Raw genomic sequence first — 13,079 nt, 5'->3', positions numbered from 1 at the left:
ATCCTACGGGCTCACATGGGCGCAGTGCCGGAACACGTCGTCCGGATCCCAGGCGGCCTTCACCCGCTGCAGCCTGCGGTACCTGGTCTCTCCCATCGCCCAGCGCACCCGGTCGTCGTCGGGCGCCTCCAGGTTCAGGTAGGTGCCGGTGACCTCGTGCTCCCGTACCGCGGACGTGACCTTGTCCACCCAGGCGAAGTTGGGGTCGTCGTCGTCCGGGTCGGTCCAGACGCCCACCGGGTGGACCAGCCAGCGCCCGCCGTCGCGGCTCGGGAACGCGGAGTCCGGTGCCGTTCTGACCGCGTCCGGCAGTGGGGAGACGATCACCTGTGACAGCGGGCTCGGCGCGGTCATGGCGGCGTCCTGGAGGTCGGCGATCAGGCGTGGCGTGAGGTCGGGCACGTACTCCGCCGACCACCGGTTGCGCCGTTCCGGCAGCGCGCCGTCGTCCAGCATCGACTGCAGCGCCAGGTACGGCATCGGCCCGGCGGCGTCGAAGAGCGGCGTGGCCGCCTCGCGGATCGGGTGCACCACGGCGGCGCCCGTCTCCAGAGGGCCGAGCCAGACGGGCGCGATCGCGAGGATCGGCCGCCCGACCACGTGCCCCGGCACGAACGGGGCAGGAGGCGCCGTCAGGAAGACCGCCGCGCCGGCGAAGGCGTCGTGCCCGACGGAGTGCACGCGATCCAGCACGCCGAGCACGGCAGGCGCGTCGGCCACCCGGTACCCGATGATGCCGCCGAGCACGAGCGGCCCCACCGGGTGCAGCCGAAACGTGAACGCCGTGACCACGCCGAAGTTGCCGCCCCCGCCGCGCAACGCCCACATCAGCTCGGGCTCACTCCGGTCGTCGGCGACGACCACCCTGCCGTCGGCGGTCACCACCTCGGCCGCGATCAGGTTGTCGCAGGTCAACCCGTGCTTCGCGGACAGCCAGCCCTCGCCGCCCCCGAGCGTGAGCCCCGCGACGCCGGTGTGGCTGATCCGCCCGCCGGGCACGGCCAGCCCGTGTGCCTGCGTGGCCTGGTCGACGTCGGCCCAGGTCGCGCCGCCCTGTACGACGGCGGTCCGGGCGTCCGGGTCGACGGTGACGCCGCGCAGCGCCGACAGGTCGATCACCAGGTCGCCGCCGAGCGCTCGTCCGGACAGGCCGTGCCCGCCACCGCGTACGCTGACCTCCAGGGCGTGCTCTCGTGCGTAGGCCAGCGTGGTGACGACGTCGGCGGTGCCGCTGACCCGTACGATCGCGGCCGGCCGGCGGGTGATGAGGCTGTTGTGCAGGGCCCGCGCGTCCTCGTAGCCGGCGTCGCGCGGGGTGAGAACCTCGCCTTGTACGGCGGTACGCAAGCCTGTGATGTCTCGTTCCATGACATCGAGCCTGGGTGGGTGACCTTGCACGCCTATTTCACGGGCATCTCATGGTCGCTGCTGCGATACTTCCTCCATGTCCCCCTTCGGCCTCGACGTTCTCGTGCTTGGCCCGATCACCGTCCGTGCCGGAGACGCGACGATCGCGGTGGATCGTCTCCTGGAGCGCGCCATGCTGGCCCGGCTCGCGCTCGCGGGCGGCTCCGCGGTTCCCGACGTACGGCTGGCCGCGGACCTGTGGGGCGAGGCGGAGCTGGCCCGTCCCGCCGAACGTCTGCGGGTCCTCGCCTCCCGCCTGCGCGCCGCCCTGCTGTCCGGCTCCGAGCAGGATGGCGATCGTCCGCAACGGGGTCCGTCGCCGCTGGTCAGGAAGCCCGGCGGGTACGCGCTCGACGCGCACGCCGCCGACCTCACCGCGGCCAGGTCGGACGCCGAGCAGGCCCACGCGGCCGCCAGAGCCGGTGACCACGAACACGCTCGCGCGGCGGCGGCGCGGGCGCTCGGCCTGTGGCGCGGGCCGGCCCTGGCCGACCTGCGGGCGATCCCCTACGCCGAGGCGGAGGGCGAGCGGCTGGAGGCGTGGCGGCTGGACCTGCTCGTCCGGCGGCTCACCGCCGACCTGGCCTTGGGCGCGGCGGCCGAGGTGGTGGTGGAGCTGGAACGACTGGCCGCCGACCACCCGCTGCACGAACGGCTGTCCGGGCTGCTGGCGCTCGCGCTGTACCGCACCGGACGCCAGGCCGACGCACTCGACCGGCTGTCCGGGCTACGCCGCAGGCTGGCCGACGGGCTCGGCGTGGACCCGGTCCCGGAGACGGCCGCCCTGGAACTACGCATCCTCCGCCAGGATCCGTCCTTGCTGCTGGGCGGCGTGGTGCCGGTCGCGCAGGGCGAGAGGGCCGGCGCGTCGGCGGGCCCGATCGAGCCGCAGGCGAGTGCGACGGACCCGGGTCCGCGGCCGATCCGGCTCCCGGGCCCCGCGACGAGCTTCGTCGGTCGGGACGGTGATCTGGCCGCCCTGCTGGAGCGGCTCGGCCGACCGGGACTCGTCACGCTGACGGGCGGGCCAGGCAGCGGGAAGTCGCGGCTGGCCATCGAGGCGGCCAGAGCCGTGGCCTCGGGCACCGCGTTCACCACGTCCGGTGCCTCCGGTGCGTCCGCCGGTTCCGGTGCTGCGGTCAGGACGGTGACGGTGGTGGAGCTGGCACCGTTACGCAGGGAAGGCGCGGTACAGGCGGCGGTGGCCGCGGCCGTTGGGCTGGACTCGGAGTCCGACGACCCGGTGCCGGAGCTGGCCGCACGGCTGGAGGGCGGGCTGCTCCTGCTCGACAACGCCGAACACCTCGTCGACCAGGTGGCCGAGCTGGTCATCGGGCTGCTGGGCCGTACCCGAGGGCTGGCCGTACTCGTCACCTCGCAGCGCCCGCTACTGGTGGCGGGGGAGCAGTTGATCAGGGTTGGGCCGCTGGCGGCGGGGGCGGCGGCGACGCTGTTCACCCAGCGCTGTGCCGCCGACCAGGCCGGTGCCGAACCCGCCGCCGTCGCCACGATCTGCGCCGCCGTCGACCGGCTGCCGCTGGGGATCGAGCTGGCGGCCGGTCTCACCCGTACCCTCACCGTGGCCCAGTTGGCCGCCCGGGTGGAGGACCGGCTGCGCCTGCTGGTGGGCGGCGGCCGCGACGCGGGCGGCAGGCACACGAGCCTGCGTGCCGCGCTCGACTGGAGCCACGACCTGCTCACCGAACGCGAGCGGGCGGTGCTGCGGCGGGTGTCGGTGTTCAGCGGCGGCTTCGACCTGGAGACGGCCGAACACGTCGTCCCGGACGCGACGGGCCACGCGATGGTGGTGACGGCGGACGTCGCCCCCGCCCTGGCCGAACTGGCGGACCGAAGCCTGGTCACCGTGGAGGCGTCGGGCGGCGGAAGACGGTTCGGGCTGCTGGAGACCGTGAAGGACTACGCCTGGGCCGAACTGTCCGCCGCAGGTGAGACGGAGCGCGCGCTGGCGGCCCATCTGGACTGGTGCCTGGCGTTCGTCCGCCGGATCGGCGAGCCGAGCGACTTCGCCGCGGCGGAGGAGGTGACGGCCGTGTTCGCGGAGTGGCCGAACCTCCTGGAAGCGCTGGAACGGGCCCCGTCCACCGAGAGGGCCGCCGACGGGCTGCGGCTGGCGCTCGAACTGCACACGCCGTGGCTCATCCGCGGCTGGTACGGCGAGGCGCGACGGCACTTCTCGGCCCTGACCGACGCGCCGGGCAGTACGCCGACCGAGCAGGCCACCGCGCTGAGCGACCACGCCTTCGTGGCCACGATGGTCGGCAGGTTCGACGAGGCGGCCGAGTTCCTGACCAGGGCCGCGCAACTGGCCGAGATCGCGTCGGACGACCTCGTGACCATGAACGTCCTGTACTACCGCGGCATCGTGGAGATCGAACGGGGCCGCCTGCGCGACGCGTTCCCACCGCTGCTGCAGGGCATGGAGCAGGCGGAAAGGCTCGCCCACACGCAGCGGATGTCCGCCTTCGCCGACGCGCTCGGCACCCTCCACCTCTTCTGCGGCGACGCGCAGCGGGCGTTCGAACGTTACGCCATGGCCAACGCCTTCGACCTGGAGAAGGGCGACGAGCACGGGCTGGCGCGCGGCCTCAGCAACCAGGCGCAGGCCCTGCTGGGAATGGGACGCGTCCAGGAGGCGGTGGCATGCGCCGCCGAGTCGGATCACTACGCGGAACGCCTGGACGACCGCCAGATCCTCCCGCTGAACGAGCTGATCAGGGGCGCCGCCGCCGTCATGGAGGGGGACCTGGCCCGGGCGGAGGGACACATGCGCGTGGCCGTCGGCTACGCCGTGTCCGACGGCTCCGGGCCGAACATGGCGCACGTCGACCTCGCCGACGTACTCATCCGGCGTGGGGAACTGAGCGAGGCCGCGGCCCTGCTGGCGGAGGTCTACGCCGATACGCCCGAGCACAGCACTCCCTGGCTCGCCGCGCGGTCGGTGTCGGCGGCGCTGGCGCTCGCGGAGGGGGACGCGGGGCGGGCGGCGGAACTGGCGGAGTCGACGGCTTCGGCCTACGCCGCCTCCGGTTTCGGCTGGCCCCGCTACGCCGCCCGCCTGGCCGAGGTGGGCACCGCCCTCAGCACACCCTGAGACCGCCGCGCCCGCCGGGCCGCTCAACCGGCTGCGGTGACCTCCGCGTCCAGCGGCTCCGCGTACCCGCCGATCTGCACCTTCACCGACGCCCCCGTCGAGCCCTGCCCCGCCGCCGCCGGAACCGGTGCGGGGAACAGCCCCCACAGCGTCACCTCGGCGCCCCCCGGAACCGAGTCGAGCTTGCCCGGCGCGAACCCGGAGCTCATCGTGCCGATGAAGTCGAAGTAGGTGGGCTCGGCGAAGCCGCACAGCTCGTGCCGTTCGTTCTGTCCTGCGATCGAGAGCTGGCCCGTGGTGAGCTCGTCGGGCGTGAAATGGTTCTCGTACGGCAGGGGCGCGGGCTCGGAGCCCGAGTTCGTGATCTTGACGCTGGCCAGCAGATAACCCGACAGCCGGCGTACGCTCTCCACCCGGGCCACCAGCCCCGCGTCCGACAGCTCGCCGCCCGTCTCCGCGGGCTGCACGGTCGATTCGCCTTCGACCTGCACCTCGACCCGCCTGTTCTGCGCCCGCCCGGAGGAGTCGTCGCTGCCGTCGGGCTTGGTGTTGGGCGCCACGGGCTCGCTCTCACCGTGCCCCTTCGCCTGATACGTGAAGCCGTCGCCGAGGGACGGCTGGAGCACCTGCCTGACGGCCGCGGCGCGTTCCTCCGACAGGATCTGATTGGCGGAGTCGGTGCCGATCCCGTCGGTGTGCCCGTTCACGGTCACCGAACCCGACGCGGCGGAGATCCGTTCGCGCAGCCCTTCTATGCTCGATCGGGCCGAGGTCGAGAGCTTGGAGCTGCCGAACTCGAAGAGCACGTCGCTGGGCAGCCGGAACTTCTCGCGTCCGCCTTGTTCCGTCTTGCAGACCAGCGGGCCCACCTGGGCCGCACCGTACGGGCCCGACAAGGCCGGATCGTCGTCCAGCTCACCCTCCGTGATCGGTACGGTCACCGGAAGCAGGCCGTTCACCACGACCAGCATCTCGGTGGCCTCCTCGGGTGGCGCGGTGAAGACCGCCGTCACCGGGGCCGACTGTCCCGGCTCGACGTCGACGTCCTCGCTGATCCGTCCGTCCGGGCCCGAACCGCCGACCAGACCGTACGCCGTACCCCTGGGCAGGTCCACCAGCGCCATCAACTGCTCGCGGCCGTCCAGACCCAGCGTGCCGAGCGAGACCTCCTCGCCGGTGCCGTTGTACAGCTCGAACTGCAGCGCCAGCTCCTTCTCGCCCGACCTGACCAGGCGCAGGTCCCTGCCCTCGACCGCGAAAGCCGTCGACACGGGACCGGCCACGATCCCACGAGCCTGCGGGGGAGGAGCGGTCTGCGGAGGGGACGGACTCGCCGCCCGAGGCTCCACCGGGTCCGGGGCCGCGTCGGGGTACTGAGCTGCCTGCCCACGCGGTCCGCAAGCGGAGAGGACAAGCACAAGCGCCACACCGTACGCCGTCCTCCGGCTCTTGTCAGTCAATGCCATGCCGTCCAGCCTGCGAGCCCGACGTTCCACAGACGTCTCACGGCAGTCTCACGCACCCGGCTCCACGCCGCGCCCACACCGAACGCCATCAGAAGGCGGCTGTCCGGAATCGCCGTGATGGCAGCAGCTATGTGGATGATCGCTTCGTACCGAACGGCGAGCTTGTCGAAATGAAAAGGCCAATGACGGGCGGGCTCACTTGCCTTTGGGGCAGGCCCTACTCGCTTGCAATCATCGTTTCCAGGGCCCGGCCCTCTCGGTTACAGGGCGAGCTGGTGATCTATGAGTCGATATATTTGGGTGGGCGTGCGGATCTCGACGGCTTGCGGAGGAACCTCGGCCTCTTTGAGCGTGAGCGGTGATGAAGGAAAGTTGGGGCGGCGGCGACGGGGGCGCGCCTCGGTGCTGTCCACGTGCCACACGCTCGCACGCAGGGACAGCGTATCCACCAGCCACAGCTCGTATTCGTAGCGGTGTTCGGCCAGGTGGGTGATGTAGCGAGGGAGTACGATTTGCGCGACCGTCTCGGCCGTGGTGCCCAGGGTGATCCCATGGGACTGCTCGCTGGGAGCTTGGTGCCAGCCTTTGGCGTGCCGGTCGGTGTATTCGACGAGATAGGCGAATTTGTCGGTAATCTCGGGAATGTTCGACTTACCAAGTTGTTCGGCCGCCTGCGCCGACAGCCGAGCCCAGTCGGCGATGCCGGCGTACAGCGCCGCCTGCTGTCTGGATTGCGGAGAATCGTCGTGGGTGACTGTCTCACCCGGGTACGGCATATTGAGCAGAGCCGCCACCTGGTGGAGTTGACGGAGCGAGACCAGGCGGTTCTGCGCATCCGTGAGATCGTTCGTCACGGCCTTTAGTGTGACGGTCGCTCATACGATCGGTCAGGAGAAGACCAAAAGATCTTCCTGGCGCCTTTCAAAGACGCCTGGTGGCGGTCCGACTCGTGAGTCAGTGTGGAGACCGAATCGGGCGTTCGATGCGGGTGGGGTTGCCGCGTACTAGCTCGTCGTGGATGCGCCAGCGGGCTGTGGTGACGGCGAGCTCTGCCGCCTCGTCGCCGTGTTCGACGCGTTGGCGCAGCAGCCGCATGGCGATGCGGCGGTTGAGGCTGAACTGCCGCTCGGTGTCGACCACGACGACGATCCCTGTGGGCCGGTGGGTCGCCCGTACCGCCGTGCTGGCCTTGTTCCGATGTTGACCGCCGGGGCCGCCGGTGCGGCAGGCGACGATGTCGACGTCTGCTTCCGCGAACGTCGTGCGCGGGGTGTCGACCTGGCATGGCTGGGCGATGACGTACCAGTTCTTCCGGCCGGTGCTGGTCCGGTATGGGCTGGGGGCCTGCCAGCACAGGGTTCCGGTCCACGAGGCGGCGAACGCGTCGGCGGCGGCTCCGGTGATGCGGATGAGGACCGATCGGTAGGTGCCGGGCCGGTCGCCGGGGACAGTCTGAGCGCGATGGGTCTCCAGGTTCTGCCGGGTGGCGTCGGTTTCCAGGCGGTGCAGTAGCTGGGCCAATGCCCAGGCGCATTCCTGCGGGCCGCGTCCGGCCGACAGGAGCAGGTGGACGCTCATGGACGCCCCCGCCTGCGGCGGTGCTCCCGGTGCTCCGGGCGGTCCTTCTGGGGCGCCGATCCGAGGTCGGGCGTCTTGTACGTGACCAGCGGGATCGTGGTGGCCACGGGCGTGGCCAGGTCATGGTCGACGAGGTCGGCGATCACCTGCTCGATGCGCTTGTAGGCCGTTGGCGCCTCCTCGAAGAGCAACTGCCGGTCGCCGCACACCACCAGCGACCCCACCGGTGTGCGGCGCAGCTCCTCCACCGTGTGCTTGGCCCGCCCCCGGCGCAGCGCGTCCGAACGCGACATCTTGCGGCCCGCGCCGTGCGCCACGGAATGGCCGGCGTCCGGCCCGGCGTGGGCGGCCACGAGGTAGGAAGGGGTGCCTCGCGTACCGGCGATGAGCACGTCGCGGCCGTCACCCGGTGCCGCCCCCTTGCGGTGCAGGTAGATCCCGTCGTGGAGCTCGACCAGGTTGTGGCACTGGTCGACGATCGGCTCGGTGGGCTCGGTCCCCAGAGCATGGGCGACCCGGGCGGCCAGCAGCCGCCGGTTGAGCGAGCCCCAGCGTACGGCGTCGTCATGCATCGCCAGATAGGCGCCGGGATCAGGGGCCGGGCCCGCGCCGTGGACCTCGGTGTGCGCCCGCAGGATCCGTTCGCCCAGCCCTCGGGAACCGCTGTGGACGATGAGAACCAGGTCGCCGGCGGCGAGTCCGAGACGGCTCGCGTGCTCCGGCTCGAAAACGGTCCCGATCCGCGCCAGCTCAACGAAGTGGTTGCCCCGGCCGACCGTCCCAAGGCCCTCGACATGACCAGCGGGAATCTCACTTTTCACCACGGCCCAGGCCGGGTCGTCGGCATCCTGCTCTGGATGCAGCGCGCGATCGAGATCGGGAAACCGGGCGGCCAGCTTCTCGGGTACGGCGCGCTTGAGCTTGACGGGGAAGACGGCGATGCCGCATCCGATGTCGGAACCCACCAGGAACGGGTACAAGATGGTCGACGCCATGGCGGCGCCGATGGGGGCGCCCTTGCCGGGGTGCAGGTCCGGCATGGCGGCGACGTGCATCATGCCGTCGAGGGCGGCCACCTGATGGCATTGCGCGACGGCCTCGGACTCGATCCAGCTTGTGGGGGAGGCGAACACGGTGACGGTGGCCGTACCCATGGCCGTGGTGGATGGCGGCAGGAACTCCCGCCGGGAGTATTGCTGAGACAAAACGCTCTCTTCGCTGATTCGCGGAACAGGGTATGGGCGGGCGGCATTACGGCGCGAGCAGGCGCCGTGGCATCTCGAAATAGCGCGTGCTGTCCGTCAGAGCATCATGGACACCACATTCCCTGAGCTCACCACGCGAGGCAAGTGGTTTTCGGCCGTACGGGCTTGCACGCCCGCACGCACCCTCCTACGTAACGATGTACGGGTGCGCTTCGTCCGACCCGCTGAGACCATGGCGGCTGAGTGCATTCTCATTGAGAATCCCCGCGACCTTCAGGTGAGCATTCCGTGCTCGAAGTGGGTGAGAAGGAGCGCTGTTCGTTCCTGGCACGAGAGTTCAACGTCGAGGACGGCCTGTCACCAGGGAGAAGTCCGAACGCCCCGTTGTGCCTGGACGAACGGGACATCGATCAGCACCTCTGGAAACTCCGAATCCCCGCTTTACGACCCGAGCAACGAAGCGTACGCACGCCTCGCCGAATTAGGGCAGTTGGAAGCCACAAGCGTTGCCCGTCTTGACCTTGACAAGAGCAAGAACTTCGTCAAGCTGCGTAAGGTCGTCCAGGTGTCATATGCGGGTGAGGCTGACGAGTTGGTGGTAGGGCTGTTGGAGCAATAGCAACCTCGACCGCGTACCCCCGGAGCGCCGTCCATGCGCGGTCCAGGACCAGCGCTGGGATTGCGTGGTACTCGGAGCCGGCGCCCAGCGTACGCACGTCGGCCTGGGCGCAGTCGGGAGTGCGGCAGTCGAGCGCCGGCGAGTCGATGTTCGACGCGGCACGCTATGTACGCTGCGCAATCGCAGCTCTCTGTGGACTTGGCGCCCTCACCGCCCACACCGCGAACCGCACAGCCGCGACGACCGGAAGCGGCGCATGGGAACCAGGAAATTTCCACGTCGCCGTCTCGTAGAACTCGACGATGGGGAACGGCACCGCGATCCTCCCCTTGCACGGCGAGAGCCTGCACAGCCGTCTCGTCGCCTGGGCCGCCGGGAACTCTCGTCTGACAGGCGAGACGGTGACCCTGTAGAGATGGGAGGCTTGGATTGTGCGTACCTGGTTCGAGCCCGAAGAGGCCGAGGAGTTCGAGGCCGCCAAGGACCTGCTGATCCGGCGGTGTGTGACCTGGGCGGAGGAGCACGGGCGTCCGGTCGATGGCCTGCTGCTCTCCGCCGCCGTCGACGCGCGGCACGAGAGCCGTGACGGCCGGCTGGCGTACTGGGACGGTGCGCGCATCAGGTTCTTCCTGCTGCGGTACGTGCCGTACAAGGTGACGGCCTCGCGGCAGGAGCTCGACCTCGCCCCGGAGGTGCTGTGCACGTACCTGCGCTATCTCGACGTCACGGGCCTGCGCGACCCGCGCGGCGCCACGCTCGCGGAGGCGGAAGAGATCATCGTCGGCGCGCGGGCGGAGTACGCGGCCGCGCTCGACGATCCCACACTGCGCGGGGTGGCGACGTTCTGGGCGCACACGGCTCTCGGCCAGGGCGTCGATCTCACCGTTCCGGGGGCGTTCGAGCGGTTCAAACGCGATCTCGACGCCGGTCGCGTTCCGTATGACGAGCAGGTGCTCGACAAGATCATGCAGAACCGCTTCGTGAACGGCGGCATCAGCGAGGAACGCGCCTTCCCCCAGCCGCCTGTCTCCCTGCCCCCTGCGTCCGAGCTGATGGAGGCCGCCGCGCGCAGCCAGACCGTCCAGCGTCTCATCACCCTGGCCGCTTGGGCGGGCAAGGACGGTCGCGCCCTCACCGACGCGGGCAACCTCCGCGTCGCCGACGCCCTCGAGGTGTCGGCCCTGCTGGGCACCGGCGAGGACCAGTTGCGCGTCCGCAGCGCCACCGATCTGCCGCAGCTCAACCTGTTGCTCGCCTGGGCCAAGAAGCTGCGCCTGACCCGCACCAGCAAGGGCCGGCTCTTCCGCGTGGCCAAGGCCGCACCCCTGCTGCGCGACCCGCAGGAGCTGTGGCGGCGCGCGTTCGAGGTGCTGCCGGAGCTGGGCCGTGTGGTCACCGTGCCCGCCGCGACGTGGCAGCCCGAGCCCATCCTGGCCGAGATCTTCGACGAGATCCTGCCGGACGTGCTCAACTCCATGTACGGGCTGGACGAGATGCCGGTGGCCCGGCTCGAAGAGACGGTGTGGCTGGCCTGCCAAGAGTACTTCGTTCTTGACCAGGAAGAAGAGGGCCTGCGTGATCTCTGGCGCCGCGAGGCCGCCCGGGACCTGGGGCGCATGTTCGAGGTACTGTCCGACCTCAGGGCCGTGGAGCTCACCCGCGGCCCCGCCGACCCCCTCTACGCGAGCGACCTCGACCACGACGACCAGCCCTTGCCACCGGACGCGGTCGAACGCCTGCGCACCGCCCTCGCCGAGCCCGACCTCCCGCTGGTCCGCCTCACTCCGCTCGGCGTGCGCGGCGTCCGCGACCGCCTCCTCGCCGAGGGCCGCGACGCTCCCCTCATCGGCGAGCTGGCCACCGCCCCGCCGGCCGAGCTGCTCGGGGTGCTCGCCCAGCACTATCCGCCGCAGGACGCCGTCGCGGAGCTCCAGGGGTGGCTGGCCTGGCCGGGTCATGACGTCGAGATGTTGTTGCAGGCCGTGCGGGATTGCCCGTTCCGTACGCGGGTGGGGGCGATGCTGCGCGTTCTGGCCGACGCCCTTCCCGAACGGCGGCTTCTGCATGACCTGCGTCGCGACCCGGTCCTCGGGCCCGCCGTGTGGACGCAGCTCATCGATGCCGGGGAGATGAAGCCCGGGTCGTTGAGTGAGCGGGAGAACCTGCTGATGGGGGCGGAGAACTTCCTGTCGGTGCTGGAGCTCGCGGGGCCTGAAGGGCTTGTCGAGCAGCTCAAGAGGATGGGGGGCGGGGACGCGTACGAGTTCGTGGAGGCGATCCTGGCGTCGGGGCACCCCGATGTCGTGGGATTGCGGGAGCTACGCGAGCTGGTGGCCGAGCCGCTCCGCAAGACCACCCGCCACCACCCCCTCCGTCTCGTCCCCACTCGGCCGCCGGGAGCCCGAGGCCGCAGGAAGAAGCGCAAGCACTGACCCTGATCCTTTTGCGCCACACGCTGGCGGTGTGACCCGGTGGCCATCCAGCTCACGAGTGACCAGATGCTGACAGACGCCTGGCCGAAGATCGCTCACCGGGCGACTACAAGGCGCGGACGGCCAACGCGAAATACGTATGCCGAGACCGGAAAGATCGTCCTACACTGGCCGATCGTGGACTGGATCGAGCGGGTCGCCGAGATCCGGCGTTGGAGCAGAGGCGGTGAGCGCGCGCCGCACAAGCCGCTCCTCCTCCTGTACGCCCTGGGCCGTTTCCAGCGGCACGGCAATCGCCCCATCCCGTTCAGCGCCGCCGAGGCCGAACTGAAGAAACTGCTCAAGGAGTACGGTCCGCCCCGTGACACCAGCCCGGGCTACCCCTTTCATCACCTGACGAACGACGGCCTCTGGCTGGTCGACACCCGCCATGGCCCTGGCAGCCCGGGCCCGGAGCTGGGCCGCCTGCGCGAGAGCGAGGCCACCGGCCGTCTGCATCCCGACCTGGCCCGCGCGCTGGCGGAGGAACCCGGTCTGCTGGGGCGGATGGCCCGATATCTCCTGGATGCCAACTTCGCGCCGTCCCTGCACACCGACCTGTGCCTGCTGGCCGGCCTGGACCTGGAGACCCTCGAAACCGCCGCAGAGACCAAGAAGCTGTCTGCCGCACGCCGTGACCCGGGCTTCCGCGACCGGGTGCTCATGGCATACGAGTACTGCTGCGCGTTCTGCTCCTACGACGGCTGGCTGGACGGCGCGGCGGTGGGCCTCGATGCCGCGCACGTGCGCTGGTGGGCCTTCGACGGGCCCGACGACGTGGCGAACGGACTGTGCCTGTGCGCGATCCACCACAAACTGTTCGACAAGGGCGTCCTCGGACTGACCACAGAGCGCGCCATCACCGTCTCGGCCAGGTTCGTCGGCCGCTCGCAGTCTGCCCTGGACATGGTGCTCGCCCTGGCAGGCCGGCCCGCTCGACCTCCCCAGCCCGGCCTGGACGAAGTCGAACAGGACCACATCGACTGGCACAGTCACCAGGTGTTCCGCACGCCCGCCCGCGGCTGAGTCATCGGCTATGGGGTCTGTACGCACCGCCGGGTTGGCGTAATCCCGCGACCTACCAGCAGATTGTCAGCACGGCTGACACCGAAATTGTCGGAAGGGCGGCGTACTGTCACCGGCATGCCGGCCCTGGAACACTGACCCCTTTTCATCCTCAGGCGGCCTGGGCAACGCGGTGGTTCTGAAGGACGGCGATGG

The 13,079-nt window shown here is 70.5% G+C and carries 8 protein-coding genes; 3 read left to right on the top strand and 5 right to left on the bottom strand.

What is annotated here, in order from left to right; genetic code table 11:
* Positions 1–3 precede the first annotated feature (3 nt).
* A complete protein-coding gene (locus ABD844_RS04300; RefSeq protein ID WP_344873168.1) occupies positions 4–1,368 on the bottom strand; it encodes an FAD-binding oxidoreductase in 1,365 nt (454 codons plus the stop codon).
* Between the two features lie 76 nt (positions 1,369–1,444).
* Between ABD844_RS04300 and ABD844_RS04295 the strand changes: the two genes are divergently transcribed.
* Complete coding sequence (locus ABD844_RS04295; protein WP_344873166.1) at positions 1,445–4,519, top strand: AfsR/SARP family transcriptional regulator; 3,075 nt, start codon at positions 1,445–1,447, stop codon at positions 4,517–4,519.
* Between the two features lie 23 nt (positions 4,520–4,542).
* Here ABD844_RS04295 and ABD844_RS04290 read toward each other — a convergent pair whose 3' ends face one another.
* The 4 genes from ABD844_RS04290 to ABD844_RS04275 form a co-directional block, all read right to left on the bottom strand.
* Positions 4,543–5,790, bottom strand: a complete 1,248-nt coding sequence (locus ABD844_RS04290) for an OmpA family protein (RefSeq protein ID WP_344873164.1) — start codon at positions 5,788–5,790, stop codon at positions 4,543–4,545.
* Between the two features lie 455 nt (positions 5,791–6,245).
* The gene (locus ABD844_RS04285; RefSeq protein WP_344873162.1) at positions 6,246–6,839 is read right to left on the bottom strand and encodes a hypothetical protein; all 594 of its coding nucleotides are present in this window, start codon (positions 6,837–6,839) and stop codon (positions 6,246–6,248) included.
* Positions 6,840–6,939: 100 nt separating this feature from the next.
* Complete coding sequence (gene prfH, locus ABD844_RS04280; protein ID WP_344873160.1) at positions 6,940–7,563, bottom strand: peptide chain release factor H; 624 nt, start codon at positions 7,561–7,563, stop codon at positions 6,940–6,942.
* Positions 7,560–8,768, bottom strand: a complete 1,209-nt coding sequence (locus ABD844_RS04275; protein WP_344873158.1) for an RNA ligase RtcB family protein — start codon at positions 8,766–8,768, stop codon at positions 7,560–7,562. The genes prfH and ABD844_RS04275 overlap by 4 nt, the downstream gene beginning before the upstream one ends.
* 1,050 nt (positions 8,769–9,818) lie before the next feature.
* On the opposite strand from ABD844_RS04275, the gene ABD844_RS04270 reads away from it, so the two are divergent.
* The gene (locus tag ABD844_RS04270) at positions 9,819–11,819 is read left to right on the top strand and encodes a hypothetical protein (RefSeq protein WP_344873156.1); all 2,001 of its coding nucleotides are present in this window, start codon (positions 9,819–9,821) and stop codon (positions 11,817–11,819) included.
* 177 nt (positions 11,820–11,996) lie between these two features.
* The gene (locus ABD844_RS04265) at positions 11,997–12,884 is read left to right on the top strand and encodes a phosphorothioated DNA-binding restriction endonuclease (protein ID WP_344873154.1); all 888 of its coding nucleotides are present in this window, start codon (positions 11,997–11,999) and stop codon (positions 12,882–12,884) included.
* Positions 12,885–13,079: the final 195 nt, after the last annotated feature.

Origin of the sequence: Nonomuraea antimicrobica, from assembly GCF_039536965.1 — a bacterium.
Classification (GTDB): domain Bacteria; phylum Actinomycetota; class Actinomycetes; order Streptosporangiales; family Streptosporangiaceae; genus Nonomuraea; species Nonomuraea antimicrobica.
This window is presented reverse-complemented; position numbering and strand designations above follow the sequence as displayed.